This is a genomic window from Methylopila turkensis, from assembly GCF_027922325.1.
GTDB classification, from domain to species: domain Bacteria; phylum Pseudomonadota; class Alphaproteobacteria; order Rhizobiales; family Methylopilaceae; genus Methylopila; species Methylopila turkensis.
Genome location: NZ_BSFL01000003.1, coordinates 187,004 through 211,536 on the forward strand (window position 1 = coordinate 187,004; position 24,533 = coordinate 211,536).

Below are 24,533 nucleotides of genomic sequence, written 5' to 3' on the forward strand. Positions count from 1 at the left end.
CGCGCCCATCTGTGGTACGATGATAAGACAAGGGCCTTCGGGCCACGGGAGTTGAGACGATCATGGCGAAGCTGGCCCGCGCCGAAAGCCATAACCTGCTGACGCTCGATCCGATCTGGGCGCGTATCCGCGCCGAGGCCGAGGACGCGGTGCGGCGGGAGCCGGAGGTCGCGGCCCTGCTGTTCGCGACCGTGCTCAACCACGAGACGCTGGAGCAGGCTGTCGGCCATCGCCTCGGCGCGCGGCTCGACCGCGACGAGGTGTCGGGCGACCTGATCCGGCAGACGTTCGGGGAGGCTGTAGCCGCGGACGGCGAGATCGGCGCCGCGATCCGTGCGGACGTCGCCGCCGTGGTCGACCGCGACCCCGCCTGCACCCGCGCGATCGAGCCGCTGCTCTACTTCAAGGGCTTCCACGCCATCCAGACCCACCGTCTGGCGCATTGGCTGTGGACCGAGGGGCGTCGCGACTTCGCGCTCTACCTGCAGAGCCTGTCGTCGTCGACGTTCCAGGTCGACATCCACCCCGCGACCCGCATCGGCCGCGGCCTGTTCTTCGATCACGCCACCGGCGTCGTGATCGGCGAGACCGCGGTGATCGAGGACAACGTCTCGATCCTGCACGGCGTCACCCTCGGCGGCACCGGCAAAAGCAACGAGGACCGGCACCCGAAGATCCGCCATGGCGTGCTGATCGGGGCCGGGGCCAAGATCCTCGGCAACATCGAGGTCGGCCACTGCTCGCGCGTCGCCGCGGGCTCGGTGGTGCTGCACGAGGTCGCGCCCAACGTGACGGTCGCCGGCGTGCCGGCGCGGGTCGTCGGCGCATCGCCCTGCGCCGAGCCGTCCCGCAGCATGGACCAGATCTTCTACGACGCCGGTCTCTGATCCCGCCCGGCCGTCCCGCCTGCGCCTTGCCTCCGGCGGCGCGGCGTGGCAAGTCGGCGGCCCAGCAGAGACGGTCGCGTCCGCGCCGCGCTCCCTATTCCGACCCATGCCCGGAGGCGATCTTGGACAAGCGCGAACTCGAGCGCGTGCAGACCTACATGCGCAAACTGTTCCAGAATCAGACGGTCCGCGTCGTCGCGCGCCCGCGCAAGGACGACAGCGCCGAGGTCTACCTCGGCGACGAGTTCGTCGGCGTGCTGTTCCGCGACGACGAGGACGGCGACCTCTCCTACAACTTCCAGATGGCGATCCTCGAGACCGATCTCGACTGAACCGTCCCGCTGCGGGACGGCATGGCGCTTGCTCGACGGAGGCTTAAGCCCTGACGTCGCGCGAAGGAGCCGAGATGCCGCCCTTTCTGACCGGATGCCTGACGCTCGCGCTCGGCTTCGCGCTGTCCGGGCTCACGGCGTCCGCCTTCGAGGCGGCCACGGCGCGGCGGGCGAGCTTCCGGCTGCTGCGCGCGCCGGACCTGCTGGCGGTGGTGGCGGTGCCGCTCGTGACCATCGCCGCGCCCTACATGCTGGCGCGCAACCTGGCTGCGCCGCGCAACCGCGGCCGCTCGGCCGTCGGCGTGTTCGTCGGCACGGTGCTGGCCGGATTGTGGAGCCTTGCGCTAGGGTCGGCGGCGCTGACCGCGATCGGCGTCTGACCTGCGCCTGGACGGTCGCGCCCCGGACCAAGATCAACAAACGGAGCCCGAGCCATGGCGCTTTACGAACTCGACGGCGTGAAGCCGCAGACGCCCGCGAGCGGCCGCTACTTCGTGGCCGAAAACGCGATCGTGGTCGGGGACGTGGCTCTGGGAGAGGACGCCAGCGTCTGGTTCTCGGCCGTGCTGCGCGGGGACAACGAGCGCATCACCATCGGTGCCCGTTCCAACGTCCAGGACGGCTGCATCCTCCACACCGATCCGGGCTTCCCGCTCGACATCGGGCCGGACTGCACGCTCGGCCACGGCGCCGTCGTCCACGGCTGCACGATCGGCGCGGGCAGCCTCGTCGGCATGGGCGCGACCATCCTGAACGGCGCGAAGATCGGAAAGTCCTGCCTCGTCGGCGCCAACGCGCTGGTGACGGAGGGCAAGGAGTTTCCGGACTTCTCCCTCATCGTCGGCTCGCCGGCGAAGGCCGTGAAGACGCTTGGCGGCGAGTGGGAGATCAAGCTGCTCGGCACCTCCGGCCGCTACGTCGCCAACTCCCGCCGCTTCGCCGCCGGCATGAAGCGGGTGGACTGAGGCGGTCGGAGACGGTCGCTCTTGCTTGTCCCGGCCTTGAGCCGGGACCCAGACCCATGACCGCGATAGAAAAGCCGCGACGATGTCGTCGCTTAGTCTTGAGGTGTCGGCGTTTATGGGTCCCGGCTCAAGGCCGGGACAAGGACGCGCGGCGTTTCCCATGCGCACTTCCCGTCATGCCCGGCGAAGCCGGGTATCCACGACTTGGACGTGGAAACGCTGCATGAAGTCGTGGATGCCCGCGAAGGCGCGGGCATGACGGCGCGGCCAAACTTAGACGGCGGCGATCGTTCTCAAAGCGCTCCCGCCGGCCGCCAGGGCGGTGCGATGATCTCCAGGCCGGCGGTGTCGGCCTCGGCGGTCGCCTTGGCGATCGAGGCGCCGTCGAGCACGAGGTCGGGGCGGATCTCCGCCAGCGGCGCCAGCACGAAGGCGCGGTTGAACATCTCCTTGTGTGGCACGATCAGCCGCGCCGAGGCGACCCGGGCGTCGCCGAGATAGAGGATGTCGACGTCGATCTCGCGCGGGCCCCAGCGGAAGGTCTTGTGGCGGCCGACCTCCTCCTCGACGCTCTGGGTGAAGGCGAGCGCCTCCTCCGGCGAAAGCTCGGTCTCGCCGACCGCGCAGGCGTTGGCGAACCAGTCCTGCTCCACATAGCCCCATGGCGCGCTGCGCCAGAACGACGACGCCGCGAGGAAGCGGATGTGGCGGCCGTCGAACACGCGCTCCATCGCGCGGCTGAGATTCGCGACCTTGTCGCCGACATTGCTGCCGAAGCCGAGCCCGATCTCCGTCTTCGCCACGCTCACGCCTCGCCGCGGCGGCGGATGATCTCGACGCCGACGTCGGAGAACACGCCGGCGATCGGGGCGGCCGGCTTGTGCACCTCGACGCGCACCGCGTTCACCGCGGCGTAGCGCTCCAGGATGACGCCGGCGATGCGCTCCGCCAGAGCCTCGATCAGATCGAAGCGCTCGGTCGTGGCGATCTCGACCACCGTGTTGAACACGTCGTTGTAGGACACCGCGCCGCTGAAATCGTCGTCGCGGGCGTAAGGTTTGGCGTCGAGCCAGTAGTCCACGTCGAACACGAAGCGCTGGCCGAGCTTCTGCTCTTCCGGAAACAGGCCGTGATAGGCGTGCACCTGTACGCCGCGGAGGAAAATGCGATCGCTCATCTCAGTCGAACTCGTCAGGGCGGCGTGAGGTTGCGGACCCCGACGCGAAAAGGCGGGCGACGGCGACGGCCGGCGCGCAGTCCGCGGCGGGAGCCTGCAGCGCGGGATCGTCGGCGAACGCCTCGCCGATGTCGCGATAGCCGAGCCCGAGCCTGCCCGCCAGACGTTTCGCGAGAAAACGACCGACGCCGGCGCCGACGACCGTCCGCGCCGCGGCGTCCGGGCGGCTCAGCAGGCCGATCGCCGCGTCGTGCAGCCGGCGGAGCTGCGCCTCCGCGAGGTAGCGCGCCAGCGTCTCGGCCTGGGCCCATGTCGTCGCGTCGAGATCGGCGCCGACCATGCGGAGCAGCCGCCGGGCGCTGGCCTCGCGCGTCTTGGGGCCGTCGTCGGCCGCCGGGTGCAGGTCCGCGCCCTCGGTCAGGTCGCCGGTCAGGCGGTGGACGTCGGCACTGGTCGCGAAATGCTCGGCCATCGGCGTGACCCAGGCGCCGGCGAAGGGCAGGCGCGGCGCCATCGCCATCACCGGCGTACGGGCGACGCCGAGATAGACCAGTTCGTCGAGCGCCATGCGCTCCGCGTCGGTCGCGCCGCGCGCGGCGACGCGGCCGTCCGTGAAGGGCACGAGGTCGGAGGTCGTCGAGCCGATATCGACCATCAGGCCGGCGTCGCCTTCCGCGGCGAGCGCCTCGGCGGTGGCGCGCCAGTTCGCGGAGGCGATGGCCTCCGCGCGCTCGCCGGCGTGGTCCGCCGGGAGGAAGCCTTCGGCGCCGGCGTAGAGCGCGAGCCGGCCCGCGCCGAAGCGGCGGGCGAGGGCGCCGGCGATGGCGGCGACGCCCGTGGCCCGGTCCGGCCAGAGGTCGACCAGTTCCCCGGTCATGGTGGCGGCGACGGGCGCGTCGTGCGGGATATCGCCCGCGAGATCGTCGAGCGCCGCGTCGAGCCGGTCGAGCCCGCGCCACAGCGCGCAAGGGACGATGCGCACCGCCGCGAGCCGGTCGCCGGCTGCGAGGCGCGCGAGCTTCAGATGCGCGCCGCCGACGTCGAGCCCGACGATTTCCGTCACAGCCTGAGCTCCACCGGCCGGGTCGCTAGGCGCGTGGGCGGGGCGGCGTCGGCGAAGGGCGCGACGAGCCGCAGCGGGTTCAGCCGGAGCGACGCCCGCAGGCCGGCATAGGCGGTGGTCGGGCGCGGATTGACCTCGATCACGACGGGACCGTAGGCGCCGAGGACGAGGTCGATTCCGAACAGGCCGTCGAGGCCGGGGAGGGCGGCCTTGACCGCATGCGCGACGGCGACGAGGTCGGGACGCTCGCGGTCGAGCGCGCCGACGTCGAGGCCTCGAAAGCGGAACGCGCCGTCCTCGACAGGGACAAGCTGACGGTTTGCGGAGAGGATCACAACGCCGCCGTCGCCGCCGCGGGCGACGAGCAGGCTCGCCGCGTCGCCCTCGATAAAGGGCTGTACGACGTGGTTTACTGAGACGGCGCCCGTAGGCGGCCGGTCCAGCCAGAACCGCGTGTCCTCGCAGCCGGCGCCGTCGTCGGGCTTGGTCACGAACGGGCCGCAGGCTTTGTCCGGCGTCGCGTCCGGCGCCCAGGCCGGCGGCGTTGCGATCCCGGCGGCCCGGAGCCGCGCCGCGGTCGCGCGCTTCGAGGTCGTGATGCGGATCGTCTCGTCGTCCGACCCGAACACGCTGGCGCCGGCCGCCCGGCAGGTCGCGACGAGGCGGGCGAGCAGCCCGCCGGTCTCGGGCGCTAAGGCCACGACGAGATCGGCCTCCGTGGCGAGGTCGGCCCAGAGCCGCCACGGATCGTCGCCCTCGCTGAGCGTCGCTGCGTGGCCTCCGGGCGGCGCGGGCAGGCGCGGGTCGGCGGTGGTCGTCAGCGCGACGCCGGATAGCTCCACGAGGTCGCGGGCGAGCGCGTCGCGCATCAGCAGGCCCTCGCGCGCCAGCGACGCCGGCAGGGGATTGCCATGCATGCCGCCGCCGGTCACGAATTCGCAGAGAAGCAGGCGCACGGGGATTCGTTCCGAAACCGCCGGCGACGCTTCACCGGCAACCGACCGGGCCGGACCATAGGCGCGCGCGGCCGCGGACGAAACCGTCGACCGCCGGGGAGTGCTTGGATTTTGGACGTCATCCCCGTGATCGACCTGATGGGCGGAAGGGTCGTGCATGCGCGGCGCGGCGAGCGCGACGCCTACCAGCCGATCGAATCGCGGCTGGTCCGGGGCTCCGCGCCGCTCGCGATCGTCGCCGCGCTGCTGGCGCTCGCGCCGTTCCGCCGGCTCTACGTCGCCGACCTCGACGCCATCCGGGGCAGGGGCTCTCACGACGTCGAGATCGCCGCCATCGCCGCCACGTTTCGCGACCTCGAGATCTGGGTCGACCGCGGCGAGACCGACGTGATGGCGTTGCGCCGCCGCGCCGTCGCGGGGCCGGGGATCTCCATCCTCGGCACGGAATCCTTCGCCGACGTGTTCGCGCTGAAGCGCGCGCTCGGCGCCGGCGAGGCGGTGCTGTCGCTCGATCACGACGCCCGCGGCCGGCTGGGGCCGGTCGAGGCGCACGAGGACGTGCGGCTGTGGCCGCGGCGGGTGATCGTCATGACGCTCGCCCGCGTCGGCGCCGGGCTTGGGCCGGACCTCGAACGCGTGGGCGACGCGGCGGCGCGCGCGGGCGCGCGGCGGCAGGTGTTCGCCGCCGGCGGCGTGCGCGGCATCGACGATCTGCGGGCGCTGAGGGCCGCCGGCGCGGCCGGCGCGCTGGTCGCGAGCGCGCTGCACGACGGGCGGCTCGACCACGCCGCGCTCAGCGGTTTCGCTGCAGAAGCGCGGTGAACACCGCGGCCACCGTCAGGTCGGCGGTGGTGCCGGGGTTTAGGCCGCGCGCTTTGAGGTGCAGGTCGAAGGCGTCGAGCGCGCGGTCGCGGTCTGGCTCGGCGTCGAGGGAAGCCGCGAAGGCCGCCGCCTCCCGCCGCAGCGTCTCCGCGGTCTCGGCGCCGAACTTCCGGGCGACATGGCTGTCGGGGAACAGGCTGAGCAGGCCGAGATAGACGTCCTCGACCGCCGCCCGGCCGGGAGGCCTCGCGTCATAGGCGGCCGCGGAGGCGAAGACGTCCTCGAAGTCGGTGACGTATTGCAGCGCGATCCGGTCTCGGTGCGCGGCCTGGGACATGGCGGCGCGCAGCGTGACGGTCGGCGCGTCCGCGACGTCCTGGTCCGGCGCCGAGCCGAGCCCGCCGGGATTGGCGGCGGCGATCGCGCGGTAGGCGGCCTCCGCGTCGGCGACGGTCAGGCGCGACAGCGTCCGCGCCAGCGCGGGCCGCAGCTCCTCGTCCGGTCCGAGCGACAGCGCGGCCTCCGCGAGTGGCGCGCACAGCAGGATGATGCCGAGATTGGCGTTGCAGCCGACGGCCGCGAGCGAGGCCTTGACCGCGCCCTCGATCCGCTCGCCGACGCTGCGGCCGGCGACCAGCCGGACCGCCGCGACTTCCGCGGCCTTCTCGAAGGTCGCGACCGTCATGCCGTGCCCGCCGCGGAAGACGTGGACGTTGCCGGGCTTGAAGGCGCCGAGCTCGGCCTGGCACGCCGCGCGGAACAGCGCGGCGACCTCGGCGAGGCCGAAGCCCTCAGGCGGCATCGGCGCGGGCCAGCCGGCGGGCGACGTCGCGCGCGAGCTCTGCGGCGATGTCGAGCCCGGTCGCGGCGTTGAGGCCCTTCCAGGCCGGCATGGAGTTGACCTCCAGCACCAGGAAGCGGCCGTCCTCGTCCTCGATCAGGTCGACGCCGGCGTAATCCGCGCCGACGGCCGCCGCCGCGCGCACGGCGAGCGCCGCCGCCTCGCCGTCGACGGGCGCCGGCTCGCCGGTCGCGCCCTGGAAGATGTTGGTGATCCAGCCCTTTTCGGCGTGCCGGATCATGGCGCCGACCGCGCGGTCGCGGATCGTGAACACGCGCCAGTCGTGGGCCCGGCCGCTCGCGCGCGAGCCGCGCGCCTCCACGAAGGCTTGCAGGTAGAAGACGCCGCCCACCGGCTCCGGCAGCGGCTCGCCGGGCCGGACCAGCGCGACGCCCTTGCCCTGCGCGCCGAACAGCGGCTTCAGCACCATCGGCGCGCCGTGGGCGTCGAGCGCGGCCTGCGCGTCGGCGCGGCGCTCGCGCACGATGGTGAGCGGCGTCGGCAGCCCGGCCTGCGCCAGCACGAAGGTGGTCATGGCCTTGTCGACGCAGACCTCGATCGCGCGGGCGTCGTTGACGACGGGCACGCCCATGGACCGCGCCGCGTGCAGCAGGCCGAGCCGGGAGGTGATCTGCTCGGTGTCGCCGGCCGGGATCAGCCGCACGAATATGGCCTCGGGCAGGCCCTCGACGCCCGGGATGTGCAGGCCCGGCGCGCCGCTCGCAAGCGTGAACCCGCACTCCGTCATCGACCGGATCAACGGCCGCAGGCCTTCCCGCTCCAGCGCGCGGGCGAGCCCGTGGCTGTGCCAGTCAGCCTTTTCGGTGAAGATGACGACGGCGGGATCGGGCATGGCGGCGTGGTGCTGGGAGACGTCGGACGCCGTCACGCCCGGCGTTCGCCGGGCGTGACGGGAAAGCGGATCAGCCGCGGAACGACTTCTCCACCAGCTCCGGCACGAAGGCGCCGGCGCTGAAGCTCTTGCCCGTGGAGAGCGCGGTCACCGTCACGACAGCCGGCGAGAACAGGCCGGCGTCGCAGGCGTAGAAGTCGAAATTGTAGCCCGCGAAGATCTCGCCGAACGGACGGCCGTGGTCGCGCGAGGTCGAGGAGGGCAGGCCGTTCGCGAGCTGCTCGGCCTCGTCCTCGGGGCCTTCCACATAGAGCGTGATCTCGCCGCCGTAGAGCACGGCGTCGTTGGTGCGGCCCATGCCGCCGAGGAAGTCGGCGGCCGGCGGCGCGACCGGCGCCACGCCGACGCCGTCGACGATGCGGTCCAGCGGGAAGTGGATGGCGTGCGCCTTGTGCAGCGCGACCTCGAGCACGCGGCCGACCACCTGCACCGAGCCCGCGAGGCTGGTGGTGGGGGTAAGGATCAGCGTGAGCTTGTCCTCCGCCACGCCGGTCTCCTTCGCGATGAAGGCGATCAGCGAGTCCGGCGGGCGTTTGTCGGTCTCCAGGACAAGCGCGGCGCTGCCGCCCGCGTCCTTGTAGCCGAGCTCGCCGAACAGCTCCTCCTTGGCCCACAGCGCGCGCGCCGGGCCGGAGCCGAGCGCGAAGAAGTCGCCTTCCGACAGGCTCCAGCCGGCGTACTGGCTGCCGAGGCAGGCGATGACTGGGTCGGCGGTGGTGATCTGGATCGCCGTCTGCCAGCGCGGGAAGCGGAGGTCGGGGACGAAGCGCGCGGTTCCGAGGCCGCCGAGGCAGATCTCGGTGATGCGGCGGCCGGCTTCCAGCCCGCCGCGCACGTTGATGCCGGCGTCGACGATGGTCGCGCCGGTCGCGGTGCGCTCGATCCCAAGCCGCAGGATCTGCGCGTCGGCGATCAGGGACTCGACGAGAGGAGCCGAGAGCGCGCTCACGCTCGGGCGGGACTGGGTCATGCGGGCACCGTGGGTTCGAGATCCTGGAATGCGGAATTTTGGAGTTTGGAATCTTGGAGTTCGGGATCGGCGGCCGCCTTGCGGCGGAGGGAGCGCAGCGCGGCGAGCAGGGCGAGGCGCCGGCGTTCGACGAGCGCCCGGGCGGCTTCGGGCGTCGCCGCCGCCGCGAGCGCGGTGCAGACCGGCGCGCCGCGCGGAATGAGGGCCTGCGAAGCGGGCCAGTCCGCCGTCCACGCCGGCCGGGACAGGCCGGCCGTCGTGGTCGCATGCGGCGCATAGACGACGGCGGCGGCGCGCGCGTCAACGGGACGAGGCGCCGCGTCCGGAAGCCGTCCGTCGCAGGCGTCGAGATGGGCGGCGAGCAGCGAGGGCTGCGGCGCATGGTCGAACAGGTCGAGCGTGGCGCCCGGCCGCGGGTTGATCTCGATCAGCGCGAAATCCGCCCCGTCCGCGCCGGTCGCGATCATGTCGGCGCTCGCGAGGCCGACAAGGCCGGAGGCCGCCACGAGCCGGTCGAGCATGGCCGCGACCGCCCGTTCGCGCTCGGCCGGAAGCGCGATCGGGCCGACGGCGCCGCCGTAGCGGAACGGGGCGGCGGGCGTCGGATCGGCCCACTGCGCGGAGAACGCGACGAGGCGCGCGCGGGCGCCGTCGGCGAGGAAAAGCGCCGAGAACGGCGATCCCGCCACACGGGCCTGCGCGTAGCGCTCCCGGACGGCGCGGCCGCCGACGCTACGGATGTGCGCGCCGCCCGATCCGCCGACGCGCTTCGAGAGCCAGCCTGGGGAGAGGTTGCTAAGGTCGCGGATGTCGGCGACCTCGGGATGCGCGACGTCGAGGCTCCGGAGCAGCGCGGCGAAGGCGAACGGGTCCTTGAGCCGGCGCACCGTCTCGGGCGCCGCGCCGCGGATGGGATGGCGGCGGCCGATCGCGACCATCAGCTCGGTCGCGTTCTCGAAGCCGGCGCCGAACACCACCGGCAGGCCCGCCGGGGCATGGGCCTCAAGCGCGGCGAGCAGCGCGGCCGGATCGAGGCCGACCCCGCGCCGGCGGGGGCGGACGCGGACGGCGCCGGCCGCGTGCTCGCGCGTGTCGGCGTCCGCGAACAGGTCGAGCGCGAGCGCCGCGAGGCCGGCCCGCCGGGCGGAGCGCGCGAGCGCGCGCGTCGACAGCCCGATCAGGGCGACGTCGAACGGCTTACGCGGCGATCTTGCGGGCGAGCTCATAGGCCTCGAGGAAGCCGATCCTGAGCGCCGTGTCGGAGGCGCGGATCCGCTTCAGGATCTGGTGCTGCACCTGATACTTCACCTGTCCGATCACGAGCGCGCCGACGCCGACGCCGTGGGGCAGGGGGACGCCGTCGTCATTGGCGCCGACGCCCGCGATGCCGGTCGGCGGCACGGCGTTGATGTCGGCCGCCACCAGCAGGCTCGTCGCGGCCTTCAGCACCTCGGTCGAGATCACCTCGACGCCGGCCGAGGCCGCGGTCAGGATCACCTCGGCGTCGGGCACGAGCGCCTTCTTCTCCTCGTCGTTGGTCGCGACGGCGCAGTTCAGGATGACGCCGAAGCGCTTCTTGAAGTCGATCGCCTTGACCTCGACGTCCTCGATCACGCGGTGGCTGACGATGGTGACCTCGGCGCCGGCCTGCGCCGCGATCACCGCGGCGATGCCGCCGACGATGCCGGTCGCGCCGTAGACCTGCACCTTCGCGCCCTTCAGCCCTTCGGGCCGAGTGGCGGCGAGCTTCTTCTCCACCAGCGCGATCATGGCGGCGGCGGTGGTGAACGAGCCCGCGGGGTCGGCGAAGATCGAGATCTCGAACGGCGCGAACAGCGCGGCGCCCGCCGCCTTCATCTGGTCGAGCGCGAGGCTCGCGTCCTTGCCGCCGATGAACAGCACGGTGCGCTTGGCGGCGTCGGGCGAGCGCGAGAACATCGCGTCCTGCGTCAGCGGCGCGACGTCCTGCAGGCCCACCTCGACATTCGCGGAGATGATGTGGAAGCCGGCGTCCACGGCCATGTTCACGTCGAACGGGCTCGTATGCTTCAGCGGCGTGATCATGTGGAGGATCGGTTCAGCGTCGGACATTTGCGTCTCCGGTAAGTGCGAGCCCGTCCGGCGCGGCGGCGGAGCGGAGGGCGATGTCGGCGCCGCGGCTCGCGCCGCGGACGATCTCGAAGGCGAGGTTCGGGCGATCGGCGAAGCGGCGGCGCATGGCGGCGGCGAGCTCGGCGGCTTCGTCGGCGTCGCCGAGGATGGCGAAGCCGGTCGGCCCCCAGGAGCTCTGTCCGACGCCGGGCACGCCCGTCTGTTCGATCGCGGCGAGCGCGTCGGCGACGTCGGGGCTCGTGAAGCGGCCGCCCTGCGCGCGGGCGAAATGGTCGCCGAGCAGGCGCTGCATCTCGCCGACCGCGTGGCCGAAGACATGCGCATCGCCCTCCGCCGCGGCCGGCAGCGCGCCGAGCGTGGCGAGCCGGCACAGCCGGTCGGCGAGGCTTTCGGGGAAGGGCGGCAGCGACGCCATCGCGGTCGTCTCGCGCGAGCCGCTGAGGCCGGCGAGGCCGCGGTCGTAGATCAGCAGGATGCGCCAGCCGGCGGGGATCGGGATGCGCGAGATGATCGGCGGCGGCGCGTCGAGCGCGCCCCGGCCGCCGTCGAGGATGACGCCGCCGCTCTCGAAGGCGCCGAGGCCGATCGACGAGCGCTGCCCGCGGCCGAGCGCCTCGGCGACCTGCCGGGGCGTCAGGTCGACGCCGCGCAGGCGCGCGAGCCCGACGCCGACGGCGAGGCCGAGCTGGGTGCCGGAGCCGAGGCCGGAATGGGCAGGCAGGGCCTCGCTCACGGTCACGGCGACTTGGTCGTCGAGCCCGAAGGCCTCCGCGACGACGCCAAGCGCCGCCTCGGCGCGATGCGCGTCGGGCCCCTTGGCCGAGCGCCGCTTCGCGGCTTCGAGCGTCACCACCGTCGCCGGCGAATCGAGCGAGACGCCGAGCCCGCCGAAGCGTCGCCCGAGCGCGCCGCCGAGGTCGAGGAAGCCCACATGCAGCCGGCCTGGCGCGCGCACGGTGACCGCGTGCGGCGCCTCGGCGCCGGTGCGCGGCGGCTGGCTTTGGGGATCGTGTTCGGTCATGGCGTTCCGCGCGCACCATAGGGGTCGGAAAAGCCGCACGCCATCCTCGGGGAATGCGCCAAAAGCCTAGCCGGACGAAACGTCGCGCCGCGTTGCGCGGGGTCAGCCGCCCATGTAACGGTCCCGGTCAAATCAAAACCCCGAGGAGCGCGCCGTGGCCGATCCGAAAGCGATCATCCCGGAAGACGAGGTGGTGACACGCCTCGCCGCCGAGCTGCCGAAATGGCGGCTCGAGGACGGCTGGATACGCCGCACCTACAAGACCAACAGCTGGAAAGGCACGCTGATGGTGATCAACACCGTCGGTCATCTTGCCGAAGCGGCCTGGCACCATCCGGACATCACCGCCTCCTACGCCTGGGTCGAGGTGCGGCTGATGTCGCACGACGCCAAGGGCATCACCGCCCGCGACTTCGAGCTCGCCTCGAAGATCGAGAGCGTGGTGCAGTGGCGGCCGTCCGAGGACGACGCGCTCGAAGGCACGCCCCAGTCCGACATGCGCTTCTCCTACGTGAAGTATGACTGACGCCGCCCCGGCTGCGACGACGAGCCGGAACGTCGTCTGCCCGTTCTGCGGCCTCGGCTGCGACGACGTCGCGCTCGAGGTCGAGGGCGCCAAGGTCACGCCGGTGGGCGGCTCCTGCGGAAAGGGCGCCGCGCTGTTCGCCCGCTCCGGCGCGCCCGCTCCGGACCCGCGCGTCAACGGCCGCGAGGCGAGCCTCGACGAGGCGATCGCGGCGGCGGCCGAGCTGCTGGCCGAGGCGCGCTCGCCCGTCCACGCGGGCCTCGCGACCGACGTCGACGGCGTCCGCGCGGTGCTGAAGCTCGCGGCGCGGATAGGCGGCAGCGTCGATCACCACGCCTCCGAAGGCCTCGTCCGGAACCTCGCGAGCTCGCAGCGCAAGGGCTGGATCGCGACCACCTTCGCCGAGGTGCGCAACCGCTGCGACGTGCTGGTGGTGGTCGGTCCCGACCCCGAGAAGGCGTTCCACCGCTTCTACGCCCGGGTCGCGCCGAAGACCGGCCGGTTCTTCGAAGGCCCGCGCCGCGTGATCTTCCTCGGCGGCGCGCCGGCCGAGGGCTCGCTGGCGCAGCTCGAAGGCTCGACGGTGGAGACCGTCGCCGTGCCGGAGGGCGGCCTCGTCGACGCGCTGTCCCGGCTCGCCGTGCTGGCCGCCGGCGGTGCGCCGCTGAAGGGCGAGCCGGACCTCGCCCCGCTCGCGGACACGCTGAAGGCCGCGAAATACGCGGTGCTGGCCTGGAGCGCCTCGTCGCTCGACGACGACGCCGACCTCGTGATCGAGCGCGCGGTCGCTGTGGTCGACGCGCTCAACGTCGAGGGCCGCGCCGCCTGCCTGCCGCTGTCGGGCAAGGACAACCTCACCGGCGCCTACCACGCCACGCTGTGGAACGTCGGCTTCCCGCTCCGGGTCGGCTTCCGCGGCGGCGTCGCCGACCACGACCAGCGCGCCTACGCCACCGAGACGGCGGTCAAGACCGCGGACGTGGTGGTCTGGACGCAGGCCTTCCGCCCCGATGCGCCGCCGGAGAGCGAGGCGCGCCTGATCGCGCTCGCCCATCCCGACACCGAGTTCGAGCGGGAGCCGGACGTGTTCATCCCCGTGGGCCAGCCGGGCCTCGACCATGCGGGCCTCGCCTTCCGCGCGGATTCGGTCGTCGGCCTGCCGCTCGGGAAACACCGCGACGCCGGCCTGCCGAGCGTCGCCGACGTCCTCGCGCGCATTCTGGAGCGCCTTCCATGAGCGCGGTGCGCATCGCCAACGGCAAGGTCGTCGATCCCGCGAACGCCGAGACCGGCGTCGTCCGCGACGTCGTCATCCGTGACGGCCGGGTGGTCGACGCCGCGGCGTCCGAGGGCGTGAGCGAGACGATCGACGCAAAGGGCGGCGTCGTCATGGCCGGCGCGATCGACATTCACAGCCACATCGCCGGCGGCAAGTCGAACCTCGCCCGCCTGCTGATGGTCGAGGAACAGCGCGCGATCCGCGAGCCGGAAGGTCCGTTCTGCGGCTGCGGCGGCGGCCTCGGCACCATGACCGCGCACGCCATCGGCTGCCGTTACGTCGAGATGGGCTACACCGCCGTGTTCGAGCCGGCGGTGGTGGCCGCGAACGCGCGTCACATGCACGCCGAGATGAAGGACATTCCGTTCCTCGACACCGGCGGCTATCTGGTGCTCGGCAACGACGACTTCCTGCTCGACCTGATCGCGAGCGGGGCGGGGCAGTCGGCGGTCAACGACTACGTCGCCTGGATGCTGGCGGCGACGAAGACCTTCGCCATCAAGATCGTCAATCCGGGCGGCATCAACGCGTTCAAGTTCAACGCGCGCAAGCTCGACCTCGACGAGAAGAACCCGCATTACGAGCTGACGCCGCGCAAGATCCTGACGACGCTGATCGACGCCGTCACCCAGCTCGGCTTGTCGCATCCGATCCACCTGCACGGTTGCAACCTCGGCGTCCCCGGCAATGAGGACACCACGCTCGCGACCATCGCGGCGGCGGAGGGGCGGCCGCTGCACCTGACGCATGTGCAGTTCCACAGCTACGGGACCGAGGGCGACCGCAGGTTCTCCTCCGGCGCGGCCAAGATCGCCGAGGCGGTCAACAAGAACCCCAACATCACGGTCGACGTCGGCCAGGTGATGTTCGGGCAGACGGTCACCGCCTCCGCCGACTTCATGTCCCAGTACCGCAACCGCGGCATCGCCAGTCCGAAGCGCTGGATCGGCATGGACATGGAGATGGACGCGGCCTGCGGCGTGGTGCCGTTCGCCTACAAGGACAAGTCCTTCGTCAACGCGCTGCAGTGGGCGATCGGGCTGGAGCTGTTCCTCCTGATCGAGGACCCGTGGCGCGTGTTCCTGACTACGGACCACCCGAACGGCGCGCCCTTCACCACCTATCCGCACCTGATCCGGCTGCTGATGGACAAGGCGTTCCGCGATGAGCAGTTCGCGAAGCTGCCGAAGGCGGTGCGCAAGCACTCGATCGTCGGCGAGCTCGCCCGTGAGTACACGCTCGAGGAGATGGCGATCGTGACCCGCGCGGCGCCGGCCAAGATCCTCGGCTTCAAGGACCGCGGCCACCTCGGCGCCGGCGCGGTCGGCGACGCGGTGATCTACGCCGAGGCGAGCGACTACGAGGCGATGTTCGCGACCCCCGCCTATGTGCTGAAGAACGGCGAGGTGATCGTGAAGGACGGCGAGATCGTGGGCCTCGCCTACGGCCAGACCCACCAGGTGGCGCCGGACTACGACAAGGGCATCGAGACGAAGCTCGACCGCTGGTTCGACGAGGCGGTCGGCTACAAGGCCTCGACCTTCAAGCTGTCCGACTCCGAGATCCGCGACGGGCAGGGCGCCGTGGCGCACGCGACGATGAGGGCGTCATGATCCTGAACGGCGTCGAGATCCGCGACAGCTTCGCGGAAGCCTTCCCGATGGTCGGCACCCGGCTGATCATCACCGCGGACACGGCGAAGTGGGCCATGATCGCGGCGAAGACCATGACCGGCTTCGCCACCTCGGTGATCGGCTGCGGCTGCGAGGCGGGCGTCGAGCGCGAGATTCCGGCCGAGGAGACCCCGGACGGGCGTCCGGGCGTGGCCGTGCTGATCTTCGCGATGGACATCAAGGGCCTGAAGTCGGTCGTTCCCAACCGCATCGGCCAATGCGTGCTGACCTCGCCGACCTCCGCCTGCTACGCCGGCATGGAAGGCGGCGAGTCGATCTCGATCGGCAAGGCGCTGAAGTATTTCGGCGACGGCTGGCAGATCGCGAAGAAGGTCGGGGACAAGCGCATCTGGCGCGTGCCGGTGATGGAGGGCGAGTTCGTCTGCGACCACGAGACCGGCTCGGTCTCCGGCGTCGGCGGCGGCAACGTCCTGATCCTCGGCGCCTCGCGCCGCGAGGCGCTGGAGGCGGCGGAGGCCGCGGTCGAGGCCATGAGCAAGGTGCCGGGCAACATCCTGCCCTTCCCCGGCGGCGTGGTGCGCTCTGGCTCAAAGGTCGGCTCGAAGTACAAGGGCATGTTCGCCTCGACCAACAATTTCTACTGCCCGACGCTCCGGGCCCAGACCGAGACCAAGCTGCCGCCGGAGGTCGCCTCGGTGCAGGAGATCGTGATCGACGGCGTCAGCTTCGACGCGGTCTCGGCCTGCACCCGCGCCGGGATCGAGGCGGTGGTGAAGCTCGGCCGCGACAAGGGGATCATCGCGATCGACGCCGGCAACTACGGCGGCAATCTGGGGCCGTTCCACTTCAAGCTGCGGGAGATCATGGCGTGAGCGGGATCGTCCTCACCCCCCGCGGGGCCTTCGAGGCGCGGGTCGACCTGACCGGCGCGCTGCCGGGCGCCGATCTCGCGAGCCTGAAGATCGGCTATGGCGGCCGGCGCGTCGCGCTGGCCGAGCTGTTCGAGATCTCGGGCGCGGCCGACGGCCGGCTCACCGTCGCCGGCGGCGGCGTCGAGCTCGACAACGTGGCGGCGGGCCTCACGGATGGCGAAGTCGTCGTCGAGGGCGACGTCGGCGCGAGGCTCGCCCAGGGCGCGACCGGCGGCGCGGTCCTCGTCAAGGGATCGGCCGGCGACTACGCCGCGAGCGAGCTCGCCGGCGGCAAGGTCACGGTCGAGGGCGACGTCGGCGAACGGCTCGGCGCCGCGAGCGCCGGCGCGCGCCGCGGCATGAGCGGCGGCGTCGTGACGGTCGGCGGCTCCGCCGGCGTCCGCGCGGCCGAGCGCCAGCGCGGCGGCGTCATCGTCGTCAAGGGCGATACGGCCGAGGGCGCCGCGACCGACATGATCGCCGGCACGCTCGCCGTCGGCGGCGCGCTGGGAGCAAAGGCCGGCCGCGGCATGAAGCGCGGCACGCTGCTGCTGCATTCGCCGGAGGGCCTCGCCGCGGGCTTCGCGGACGCCGGCGAGCACGACCTCGTCATGCTGCGCGTGCTGGTCCGCCGCTCCGCCGAACTCGCCGCCTTCCTCGGCGCCGACGCGACCCGGGCGCGGCGTTTCGCCGGCGACCTGAACGCGGCCGGGCAGGGCGAGGCGCTGGTCTTCAGCCGCTGACGGCGGACGGCGCGCGGCTGAGGCGGGCGAAGATCAGGCCTCCGGCCGCGCCCGCGGCGCAGATGAGCGCGAGGCCGACCGCGCCGCGCGCGGCGGCGACCAGCGTCGGCATCGGCGTGAAGTATCCCATTACGGCGAAGGCGACCCACAGCCCGGCGACGCCGGCGGCCGCGCAGATGATCAGGCGGGCGCCCGGTGCGAACTTCGCCACGACCCAGGCTGCGGCGAAGGCCGGCAGCAGGGCCGCCGCGGCGATCGCCGCCATCACCGGGCCGAAGCGCACGAGATCCTCCGCGGTGGTCAGCGCGCGGAGCGCCGGCGTCAGCGGCGCCCCGAGCGCCGACAGGGCGGCGAGGTTGAGCTGCGTCTGCGCCACGCTCGCGAGCGCGGCGGTGACGCAGGTCGCGGCGAGAAAGGCGAGCGCCGGGCGGAGAATCGCGGTCATGCGTCGGGGTCTCGCGTTCGTGTGGCGCGCGGGAGCTTGCCGCCGGGCGCGGCGGCCCGATGCTTTGTAGCGCCCAATCGTTTCGGAGCGACCCGTGTCACGGCTTTTCCTCGTCGGCGCCGCCATCCTCCTGCTCTGCGCCGTTCCGGCGCGCGCGGTCGAAAAGGTCGATCCCGCCCGCAACGTCGTCGAGACGGTCGCGGGCGGCCTCGACCGGCCATGGGCGGTCGCGCTGCTGCCGGACGGCCGAAAACTGCTGACGGAGGCGCCCGGCCGGCTGAAGATCGTCGACGCGGCGGGCGGCGTCACGTCCGTGTCGGTCGAGGGCTTGCCGCCGATCCATACGGGCGGGCAGGGCGGGCTGATGGACGTGGCGGTCGATCCCGACTTCGCGACCTCCTCCCTCGTCTTTCTGACCATGATCTACGGCACCGACGACGCGAACAACGCCCGGCTCGTCCGGGCGCGGCTCGCGGGCGACCGGCTGGAGGACGTCCGCGTGCTGTTCGACGCCACGCCCAAGGCGGGGAACTCGAACAATGGCGCCCGGATCGCCTTCCTGCCCGACCGCACGCTGATCCTGACGCTCGGCGACGGCTTCGACCGGCGCGAGGACGCGCAGGACCTTTCGAACCACCTGGGAAAGCTCGTGCGGCTCGACCGGGACGGGAACGCGCCGGCCGACAACCCCTTCGCCGGGCGTCCGGGCGCCGCCCCCGAGATCTACAGCCTCGGCCACCGCAACGTGCAGGGCGTCGTGGTCGATCCGGACGACGGCGCGATCCTCGTGTCCGAGCACGGACCGCGCGGCGGCGACGAGATCAACCGCGTCCGCGCCGGCGGCAATCACGGCTGGCCGATCGTCACCGGCGGGCTCGATTACACCTTTGCGCGGGTGACGCCGTTCCGGGAGCTGCCGGGCTACGAGCGCCCGCTGCTGGAGTGGACGCCGTCGATCGCGCCGGCGAGCCTCGCGCTCTATGACGGCGCGCTGTTCCCGGAATGGCGGGGGGCGCTGCTGGTGCCGGCCCTGAAGGAGCGGGCGGTGCGCGTCGTGCGCCGCGCGAACGGCCGCATCGTCGGCGAAGAGCTTCTGCTCGCCGAGCGCGGCGAGCGCATGCGCGACGTGGCGGTCGCGCCGGACGGTGCGATTCTCGTGCTGACCGACGGCGAGGGCGCCGCCCTGCTCCGGGTGGCGCCGCGCTGACGCTACGCCGCGTCCTCGGGACGGGCTGGGAACGCGACGTCCTCGTAGACCTCCGCGAGCGGAAGCGAGAGGCCGACGGCCGTGAGCTCGGCCGAAACCTCGAGGCCGCGCAGTTCGGTCTGCTCCCAGCCGTCGGCGCCGCGCGTCCAGACCGCCGCCTGCGGGTCGTTGGGGTCGATCAGCACGACATGGTCGATGCTGCCGACGGCGCGGTACTCGTCGAGCTTCTGGAACATGTCGAAGTCGCGCGTCGAGGGCGACAGCACCTCCACCACCACCTTCGGCTCGCTCGCCATCGTGGAGCGGTCGACGCGCGGCCCGCAATCGACGCCGGAGTCGGGACGGCGGATTCGCCGCGCGCTGGTGCGCACCGACATGTCCGGCGAAAACGCGCGGCATTCGCGGCCGCGCAGGCGGGTGCCGAGAGCGATGATGACATTGACCACGATCTGGTCGTGGCGCTGGCTGGCGCCGGACATCATCGTCCATTCGTCGCCGAAGCGGATCCATTCGCCCCGCAGCACGGGAACGCCGTCGACGAGCTCGTGGCTCTCCTCCTGGGTTTCCTCCCAGGCGAAGAACTCCTCGACCGTCATGCGCTTGACCGCAGGCTCCGCCATCGCGACCTCACCCGAACCGGCGGAGCCTAGCACGGCTCAGGCCGCGGCGCGCGGGGACCTGAGCGCCGCGCGGACCGTCGCGACGCGGGCCGCCGCGAGCGTGCCGGTCCGGCCGCCGTCGCAGAGCGCGCCGCGGAAGCCGAGGTAGTCCGGCTCGAAGCGCGCGAGCGGCGCGATGTCGTCGGCCGAAAGCGAACCGGCGAGGCCGGTCAAGAGCCCGCGGGCGCGGGCCGTGCGGACGAAGGCGTCGATGGCGTCGTCCTCCATGCGCTGGCGAAGTCCCCCGGCGCCCTTGTCGGCGGTGTCGACCATGACGCCGTGGAAGCCGGCGTCGGCCGCCGCGGGGATCAGCTCGAACGCCACGCCGAGATCGGCGAAGAACACGGCGATCAGGCGCGTCCGCCGGGCGAGGGGCCTGAGCGCCGCGAGGCAGGCGGCCGCGTCGCCGTCCGCGAACAGGCCGAGCTTGACCAGCGGAACGCCGGTCGCGGCGACGGACTCGGCGGCGCGCAGCACGGTCTCCGGGTCCATCGGCTGGTCGCCGATTGTGGCGCTGAGCTGCGGCGCGCCGACGCCCCAGCTCCGCCAGCGCGCGACGGCGGCGCGGAGCCCGTCCGGCTCCCAAGCGCCCAGCGCGCCGCGCGCCGGGTCCTTCAGGTCCACGATGTCGGCCCCGCCGGCGCGGACGATCTCCATCTCGCCGAGGGTCGCGACGCTCGCGAGTAGGCCGGTCATGGCCGGGCCTCGCCGCGGCGATGGTCGCGCACCGCGTCCAGCAGCCATCCCCAGGCCTCGCGCTCGTCCGCGCCTGCGGTCTTGTCGATGGCGATCTGGAGATAAGCCAGCTCACGATCGATCTTGTCGGTCGGCAGCATCGACAGGCGGCTGACCAGGACGGCGCCTTCGAGCACGGCGGCGATCGCCCGGTTCAGGCCGGGGAACGGCTTGTAAGCCGTCTCGCGGACGACGCGGCAATGGAGCTTAGGGCGCTGACCGTCGTCCTCGATGCGGTCCACCTTGATCTCATGGGTGGCGAGCGCGACCGCGAGCCGGACGGAGGCGACCTGCTCCGCGGGGACCGTCGGCCAGTCGCGCCGGCGCTTGGTGACGCAGCCCGCGAACACCCGCGCGTCGTCGGTGAAGTTCACGACGCCGCAGCGGGTTGCGAGAAAATTCTCGAGCGTCGTGGAAGGCCGGAACGGCTGCAGTAGCCAGCCGCCTTCGATCGGCGTCGCGCCCATCGGCGCGATGTGCGGAACGCCGTCGGGCGACAGGGTGGTGACGATCGTCTCGCGGATCACGTGTCGCTGTCCTGGCCGGCGTCGGAGGCCGCCGGCTCGGCGTCGGCGCGCCTGGCGCGCTCCGCCCGCTTGTCCTTGAGCGTCGCGCCGGCGTTCTTGAAGCTCAGCTTGTGCGCCTCTTCAAGGCTTTCGGCGGTCTCGCCGGCGACGCCGAACTTCAGCGCCTCGTCCTGCGCGTAACGCTTGCCGAGGCGGTAGGCGATCTCCGCGCGCGCCGTCTCGACGCCGAGATAGAACGCGTGGCCCGCGTCGCCCTCGACCGCGAGATGCGGGAAATGGTCGAACGGGTCCACGCCGATATGATGGCCGTCGCGGTTGTAGACGTGGACGCCGTCGTCGCTGACCTCGATGCGGTAGTTGCGGTCGCGGACCTCGCTTGCGAGCGTCGCGACGTCGGCCGGGCTCGACGCCACCGGCCGGCGGTCGCGAAGCGCCATCAGCCCGCCGCCGAAGCCCTGGGGCAGCGAGCCGGCCTCGCGCGCGGCGAAGAACTCGCGGCGCGCGCGGTCGAACTCGCGCACGGCCGTGCGGCAATGCGGGCTGACCTGCACCGCGAGCACCGCCGCGATCCGCAGTTCGGAGATCATCCCCATCAAGATAGCGTTGATCCCGGTCGTGTCGGCGTCGGTGAGCTCGGTGACGTTGCCGATGCCCATCAGGATCGGCGCGTCCGGCCGCAGCCGGCGCAGCTCGGCGTAGCGCACCACCGAGGCGGTGAAGCCGAAATGGATGGGATCGAGGATCGGGTCGGCGAGGTAGCGCCGCCCCTTGGCCTCCAGCGCGTCCATGGCGCGCAGCAGCGAATCCATGTCGGCGGGCGCGGCCGGCACGAGAATCGGAACGGCGTCGCCCTCGTCGGCGATGGCGAGAGTGGCCTCGCTGAGGCTGAGCAGGTAATGCGCGCCGGCGCGGTTGGCGCGGGCGAGCTCCTCCGGGTTCGCCGAATCGACGCTGACCTTCGCGCCGTCGGCGATGAGGGCGGCGATGCAGTCCTCGAGATTGGGGAACGGCGTGTCCGGCAGGCAGCCGAGGTCGATCACGTCGGCGCCGTCGGCCCGCAGCGCGCGGGACTTCGCCAGCAGCTCGTCCGGCGACAGCATGGTGGCGTCGACGATCTCGGCGAAGATCGTGCAGTCGTGGCGCGACAGGTCCGGCTCCACGCCGCCGCGGCCGAAGAAGCCGGGGAGGTCGACGAGCTCCTCCGGCCCGCGCTCGAAAGGCACGCCGAAATGCCGGCTGAGCCGATCGAGGTCGCCGCGGAACCGGCCGGGCAGCACCGCGCGCGTGGCGTTCTCGGGCAGCTTCAGCCGGCGCTCGAGGATCTCGGCCGTCATCAGCGCCGCCACCTTGACGCCGACATTGACGACCTGCGGCTGCAGCGTCTCACTGCGCAGCTCGTCCGCGAGCCGCGCGAGCCGGGCTTCCGCGAGCGACCCGGTGACGAGCGCGACCGTCTCCGCGGTCACGCCGCGCGCCTTTCGAGGCCGTCGAGCGCCTGGTCGAGCGCCGTCGGCGAGGCGTCGCCGATGAGCGCCACGCGGCCCTCGTACCGGGCCGCGAGGAGGGGCAAATAAGGATCGACGAGGCCGGATTCGGCCCACGTTTTCGGGTCCTCGGCGGCGGGGGCGGGCGCCGCCTTCACGAACACCGCTTGGGCCGCGCCGAGCGTGATCGCGAGCCATAGCGCGAGGCTGTCGGAGGTCACGTCCCAGCTCGCCGGCAGGTCGGCCTCGAGCGCCATGCGCGCGGGCAGCCAGATCGCGCCACGGCCGCGGGCGGCGGCGAAGGCCTCGGGGGTGGCGCAGGGGCGCAGGTCCGGCCGGCGCGCCGCCAGCATCAGCGCGCTCTGTTCCATGGCGAGGATCGCCATGCGGTGCGCCGTGGCGTCATCGAATCCGCGCCGCTTCTGCGCCGCGCGCACCGCGTCGGCGAACGGCCCGCCGCCGGCGACGACGACCGCGCCGCGCCAGGCCGAGGCGTCGAGCAGCGCGTCGAGCGCGTCGGCCTCGAACAGGCTGCCGCCGAGCTTGACGACGGAAAGGAGCGGGCGGCGTTTCATGCGGGCGGCGTCGAGTCCCAAGGGTCAACCGGACGCAGAGGCGTACCGCCCCCGCGCCCGTATTCCAAGCGGCGCGCCGCCGCAGCGCGTTCCGGGCGATGGGATCGCGTCGGCCCGACGCCACTTGTCACGCGCCTGTCACTGGCGGCAGTCTGAAACCATTCTAGTTTCGCATGGACTGGCCGCGTCACGGCGCCAGGACGATCAGGAGCATTCCCATGAAACCGCATGTCGCCGCCGCCGCCGCAGCTCTCGCCCTGGCTTCGTTCGCCGCGCCCGCGGCCGCTCAGGACGCCGCGGCCGGCGAAAAGGTGTTCAAGCGCTGCGCCGCCTGCCACGCCGTCGGCGAAGGCGCCGCCAACAAGGCCGGTCCTGAGCTGAACGGGCTCATCGGCCGCAAGGTCGCCGGCCTAGACGGATACGCCTACAGCGCCGCGCTGAAGACCTATGGCGAAGGCAAGACCTGGGACGAGGCGACGCTCGACCAGTTCCTCGCCGATCCGCGCGGCGCGGCGCCGGGGAACAAGATGGCCTTCGCCGGCCTGAAGAAGGACGACGAGCGCAAGGGCGTCATCGCCTACCTCGCCCAGTTCGACGCAGGCGGCGCGAAGAAGTAAACCCGCCGGGGCGGCGGCCCTCGCCGCCCGTGGCGAGGAGCCTTTCCATGCGCGCAAGGTCGTGTCTCCGGGGCCTTCGCTCCGCCGCCGCCGTCCTGGGCCTCGGGCTCGGCCTTTGCGGCCTGGCCCGTGCGGCCGAGCCGCTGCCGACCACGGAGATCGCGCCGGGCGTGTTCGTCTACCAGGCGCCCTACGAGCTCCTGGCCCCGGGGAACGGCGGCGCGATCGCCAATGTCGGCTTCGTGGTCGGGCGCGACGCCGTGGCGGTGATCGACACCGGCAACACGCTGCAGGCGGGCGAGCGGCTGCTCGCCGCCGTGCGGGCGCGCACGACGCTGCCGATCCGCTACGTCATCAACACCCACATGCATCCGGATCACGCGCTCGGAAACGCAGCGTTCCGGGGGGAGGGCGCGCGCTTCGTGGCGCACGCCAAGTATCCGCGGGCGTTGCAGGCCCGCGCCCAGTCCTACATCGAGGCCGGCCGGCGGGCGATCGGCGACGGATTCGCGCCCGATTCGGTGGTGATGCCCGACACGACCGTCGCCGACCGGCTCACGCTCGATCTTGGCGGCCGTTCGCTTGAGCTGCAGGCGGAGCCGACCGCGCACACCGACAACGACCTCACCGTCTTCGATCCGAGCACCGGCGCCTGGTTCCTCGGCGACCTGCTGTTCATGGGGCACCTGCCGAGCGTCGACGGCTCGCTCGAAGGCTGGCTCCGGGTGATGTCGCGGGTGAAGACGCGGCCGGTCGCGCGGGTCGTGCCCGGGCATGGACCGGCCTCCGCGCCGTGGCCGCAGGCGCTGGAGCCGCAGCAGCGCTACTTCGACCGCCTGCGCGCGGACGTAAAGGCGCTGCTCGACGCCGGCGCCAGCCTGCGCGAGGCGTCGGAAAAGGCGGGTCTTTCCGAGCGGGACGCCTGGGCGCTGTTCGACGAGTTCAACGCCCGCAACGCCATCGCCGCCTACCGCGAGCTCGAATGGCGATAATGCGGCGCAATATAATAAGTGTGCATTCGCAGCAAAATCATAATAACGCTCTTATATCTTAAAGTCCTGTTGCGTGGTCCGGCGAAGCGATCTAGGGTCCGGTCGTCTTCAGCTGCAACGCCTGCATGCCCTTGGGGTTG

At 72.4% G+C, this 24,533-nt stretch carries 29 protein-coding genes; 13 read left to right on the top strand and 16 right to left on the bottom strand.

Translation table 11 applies throughout. The annotated features are described in order from the left end of the window. Positions 1 to 62: 62 nt before the first annotated feature. From cysE to PKE78_RS12130, 4 genes are all read left to right on the top strand, one after another. The gene (gene cysE / locus PKE78_RS12115; protein WP_271201163.1) at positions 63 to 887 is read left to right on the top strand and encodes a serine O-acetyltransferase; all 825 of its coding nucleotides are present in this window, start codon (positions 63 to 65) and stop codon (positions 885 to 887) included. 122 nt (positions 888 to 1,009) lie between these two features. Next, the gene (locus PKE78_RS12120) at positions 1,010 to 1,219 is read left to right on the top strand and encodes a DUF3126 family protein (protein ID WP_271201164.1); all 210 of its coding nucleotides are present in this window, start codon (positions 1,010 to 1,012) and stop codon (positions 1,217 to 1,219) included. A gap of 74 nt (positions 1,220 to 1,293) precedes the next feature. After that, a complete protein-coding gene (locus PKE78_RS12125) occupies positions 1,294 to 1,599 on the top strand; it encodes a DUF6949 family protein (RefSeq protein WP_271201165.1) in 306 nt (101 codons plus the stop codon). A gap of 54 nt (positions 1,600 to 1,653) precedes the next feature. Further along, a complete protein-coding gene (locus tag PKE78_RS12130) occupies positions 1,654 to 2,184 on the top strand; it encodes a gamma carbonic anhydrase family protein (protein ID WP_271201166.1) in 531 nt (176 codons plus the stop codon). A 293-nt stretch (positions 2,185 to 2,477) separates the two neighbouring features. Here PKE78_RS12130 and folK read toward each other — a convergent pair whose 3' ends face one another. The 4 genes from folK to PKE78_RS12150 are packed head-to-tail and all read right to left on the bottom strand — an operon-like array spanning position 2,478 to position 5,380. Beyond that, positions 2,478 to 2,987: a 2-amino-4-hydroxy-6-hydroxymethyldihydropteridine diphosphokinase gene (gene folK, locus PKE78_RS12135; protein WP_309299103.1), complete on the bottom strand. Its 510-nt coding sequence runs from the start codon at positions 2,985 to 2,987 to the stop codon at positions 2,478 to 2,480. Positions 2,988 to 2,989: 2 nt separating this feature from the next. Further along, positions 2,990 to 3,361, bottom strand: a complete 372-nt coding sequence (gene folB, locus PKE78_RS12140; protein ID WP_271201168.1) for a dihydroneopterin aldolase — start codon at positions 3,359 to 3,361, stop codon at positions 2,990 to 2,992. 1 nt (position 3,362) lies between these two features. Then, complete coding sequence (locus tag PKE78_RS12145) at positions 3,363 to 4,424, bottom strand: hydantoinase/oxoprolinase family protein (protein ID WP_271201169.1); 1,062 nt, start codon at positions 4,422 to 4,424, stop codon at positions 3,363 to 3,365. Further along, positions 4,421 to 5,380, bottom strand: coding sequence for an ATP-grasp domain-containing protein (locus PKE78_RS12150; protein WP_271201170.1), 960 nt, complete (start codon positions 5,378 to 5,380; stop codon positions 4,421 to 4,423). Before PKE78_RS12150 ends, PKE78_RS12145 begins: the two co-directional genes overlap by 4 nt. A gap of 111 nt (positions 5,381 to 5,491) precedes the next feature. Here PKE78_RS12150 and PKE78_RS12155 point away from each other — a divergent pair, with 111 nt between their 5' ends. Then, complete coding sequence (locus PKE78_RS12155; protein ID WP_271201171.1) at positions 5,492 to 6,202, top strand: HisA/HisF-related TIM barrel protein; 711 nt, start codon at positions 5,492 to 5,494, stop codon at positions 6,200 to 6,202. Here the strand turns inward: PKE78_RS12155 and PKE78_RS12160 are convergent. Genes PKE78_RS12160 through PKE78_RS12185 form a run of 6 tightly spaced genes read right to left on the bottom strand, consistent with a single transcriptional unit; the run spans position 6,174 to position 12,059 of the window. Next, a complete protein-coding gene (locus PKE78_RS12160; RefSeq protein WP_271201172.1) occupies positions 6,174 to 7,004 on the bottom strand; it encodes a triphosphoribosyl-dephospho-CoA synthase in 831 nt (276 codons plus the stop codon). The two genes, PKE78_RS12155 and PKE78_RS12160, sit on opposite strands and share 29 nt — an antisense overlap. After that, on the bottom strand, positions 6,994 to 7,932 hold the full coding sequence (locus tag PKE78_RS12165) for an ATP-grasp domain-containing protein (RefSeq protein ID WP_309299104.1): 939 nt from the start codon (positions 7,930 to 7,932) through the stop codon (positions 6,994 to 6,996). Before PKE78_RS12165 ends, PKE78_RS12160 begins: the two co-directional genes overlap by 11 nt. A 34-nt stretch (positions 7,933 to 7,966) precedes the next feature. Then, positions 7,967 to 8,926, bottom strand: a complete 960-nt coding sequence (gene mch / locus PKE78_RS12170; protein WP_271201173.1) for a methenyltetrahydromethanopterin cyclohydrolase — start codon at positions 8,924 to 8,926, stop codon at positions 7,967 to 7,969. Continuing rightward, positions 8,923 to 10,152: an ATP-grasp domain-containing protein gene (locus PKE78_RS12175; protein ID WP_271201174.1), complete on the bottom strand. Its 1,230-nt coding sequence runs from the start codon at positions 10,150 to 10,152 to the stop codon at positions 8,923 to 8,925. Before PKE78_RS12175 ends, mch begins: the two co-directional genes overlap by 4 nt. Continuing rightward, entirely contained in the window at positions 10,124 to 11,017 is an 894-nt protein-coding gene (locus PKE78_RS12180) for a methylene-tetrahydromethanopterin dehydrogenase N-terminal domain-containing protein (RefSeq protein WP_271201175.1), read from the bottom strand. Before PKE78_RS12180 ends, PKE78_RS12175 begins: the two co-directional genes overlap by 29 nt. Then, the gene (locus PKE78_RS12185) at positions 11,004 to 12,059 is read right to left on the bottom strand and encodes a beta-ribofuranosylaminobenzene 5'-phosphate synthase family protein (RefSeq protein WP_271201176.1); all 1,056 of its coding nucleotides are present in this window, start codon (positions 12,057 to 12,059) and stop codon (positions 11,004 to 11,006) included. The genes PKE78_RS12180 and PKE78_RS12185 overlap by 14 nt, the downstream gene beginning before the upstream one ends. A 154-nt stretch (positions 12,060 to 12,213) precedes the next feature. Between PKE78_RS12185 and PKE78_RS12190 the strand changes: the two genes are divergently transcribed. Genes PKE78_RS12190 through PKE78_RS12210 form a run of 5 tightly spaced genes read left to right on the top strand, consistent with a single transcriptional unit; the run spans position 12,214 to position 17,152 of the window. After that, positions 12,214 to 12,585: a 4a-hydroxytetrahydrobiopterin dehydratase gene (locus PKE78_RS12190; protein WP_271201177.1), complete on the top strand. Its 372-nt coding sequence runs from the start codon at positions 12,214 to 12,216 to the stop codon at positions 12,583 to 12,585. Then, entirely contained in the window at positions 12,578 to 13,822 is a 1,245-nt protein-coding gene (locus tag PKE78_RS12195; RefSeq protein ID WP_271201178.1) for a molybdopterin-binding domain-containing protein, read from the top strand. The genes PKE78_RS12190 and PKE78_RS12195 overlap by 8 nt, the downstream gene beginning before the upstream one ends. Continuing rightward, on the top strand, positions 13,819 to 15,477 hold the full coding sequence (locus PKE78_RS12200; RefSeq protein WP_271201179.1) for a formylmethanofuran dehydrogenase subunit A: 1,659 nt from the start codon (positions 13,819 to 13,821) through the stop codon (positions 15,475 to 15,477). The genes PKE78_RS12195 and PKE78_RS12200 overlap by 4 nt, the downstream gene beginning before the upstream one ends. Next, entirely contained in the window at positions 15,474 to 16,370 is an 897-nt protein-coding gene (gene fhcD, locus PKE78_RS12205) for a formylmethanofuran--tetrahydromethanopterin N-formyltransferase (protein ID WP_271201180.1), read from the top strand. Before PKE78_RS12200 ends, fhcD begins: the two co-directional genes overlap by 4 nt. Continuing rightward, the gene (locus PKE78_RS12210; protein ID WP_271201181.1) at positions 16,367 to 17,152 is read left to right on the top strand and encodes a formylmethanofuran dehydrogenase subunit C; all 786 of its coding nucleotides are present in this window, start codon (positions 16,367 to 16,369) and stop codon (positions 17,150 to 17,152) included. Before fhcD ends, PKE78_RS12210 begins: the two co-directional genes overlap by 4 nt. Here PKE78_RS12210 and PKE78_RS12215 read toward each other — a convergent pair. Continuing rightward, positions 17,142 to 17,597: a hypothetical protein gene (locus PKE78_RS12215; protein WP_271201182.1), complete on the bottom strand. Its 456-nt coding sequence runs from the start codon at positions 17,595 to 17,597 to the stop codon at positions 17,142 to 17,144. The genes PKE78_RS12210 and PKE78_RS12215 overlap by 11 nt on opposite strands. Positions 17,598 to 17,691: 94 nt before the next feature. Here PKE78_RS12215 and PKE78_RS12220 point away from each other — a divergent pair, with 94 nt between their 5' ends. Continuing rightward, positions 17,692 to 18,804 (top strand): PQQ-dependent sugar dehydrogenase, encoded by a 1,113-nt coding sequence (locus PKE78_RS12220; RefSeq protein ID WP_271201183.1) that lies wholly within the window; start codon positions 17,692 to 17,694, stop codon positions 18,802 to 18,804. Positions 18,805 to 18,806: 2 nt separating this feature from the next. Here the strand turns inward: PKE78_RS12220 and PKE78_RS12225 are convergent, their stop codons facing one another. The 5 genes from PKE78_RS12225 to PKE78_RS12245 are packed head-to-tail and all read right to left on the bottom strand — an operon-like array spanning position 18,807 to position 22,784. Beyond that, positions 18,807 to 19,424 carry a Uma2 family endonuclease gene (locus PKE78_RS12225; protein WP_271201184.1) on the bottom strand — a complete coding sequence of 206 codons (618 nt, stop codon included), beginning with the start codon at positions 19,422 to 19,424 and terminating at the stop codon, positions 18,807 to 18,809. 36 nt (positions 19,425 to 19,460) lie between these two features. Further along, positions 19,461 to 20,159 carry a (5-formylfuran-3-yl)methyl phosphate synthase gene (locus tag PKE78_RS12230; RefSeq protein ID WP_271201185.1) on the bottom strand — a complete coding sequence of 233 codons (699 nt, stop codon included), beginning with the start codon at positions 20,157 to 20,159 and terminating at the stop codon, positions 19,461 to 19,463. Continuing rightward, the gene (locus PKE78_RS12235; RefSeq protein WP_271201186.1) at positions 20,156 to 20,725 is read right to left on the bottom strand and encodes a DUF447 domain-containing protein; all 570 of its coding nucleotides are present in this window, start codon (positions 20,723 to 20,725) and stop codon (positions 20,156 to 20,158) included. Before PKE78_RS12235 ends, PKE78_RS12230 begins: the two co-directional genes overlap by 4 nt. Beyond that, positions 20,722 to 22,191 carry a DUF6513 domain-containing protein gene (locus PKE78_RS12240; RefSeq protein ID WP_271201187.1) on the bottom strand — a complete coding sequence of 490 codons (1,470 nt, stop codon included), beginning with the start codon at positions 22,189 to 22,191 and terminating at the stop codon, positions 20,722 to 20,724. The genes PKE78_RS12235 and PKE78_RS12240 overlap by 4 nt, the downstream gene beginning before the upstream one ends. Continuing rightward, entirely contained in the window at positions 22,188 to 22,784 is a 597-nt protein-coding gene (locus tag PKE78_RS12245) for an amino acid kinase family protein (RefSeq protein ID WP_271201188.1), read from the bottom strand. The genes PKE78_RS12240 and PKE78_RS12245 overlap by 4 nt, the downstream gene beginning before the upstream one ends. A 218-nt stretch (positions 22,785 to 23,002) precedes the next feature. Between PKE78_RS12245 and PKE78_RS12250 the strand changes: the two genes are divergently transcribed. Then, positions 23,003 to 23,401: a c-type cytochrome gene (locus tag PKE78_RS12250; RefSeq protein ID WP_271201189.1), complete on the top strand. Its 399-nt coding sequence runs from the start codon at positions 23,003 to 23,005 to the stop codon at positions 23,399 to 23,401. Between the two features lie 47 nt (positions 23,402 to 23,448). Next, positions 23,449 to 24,393: a quinoprotein relay system zinc metallohydrolase 2 gene (locus PKE78_RS12255; protein ID WP_271201190.1), complete on the top strand. Its 945-nt coding sequence runs from the start codon at positions 23,449 to 23,451 to the stop codon at positions 24,391 to 24,393. The last annotated feature ends 140 nt before the right edge of the window (positions 24,394 to 24,533 follow it).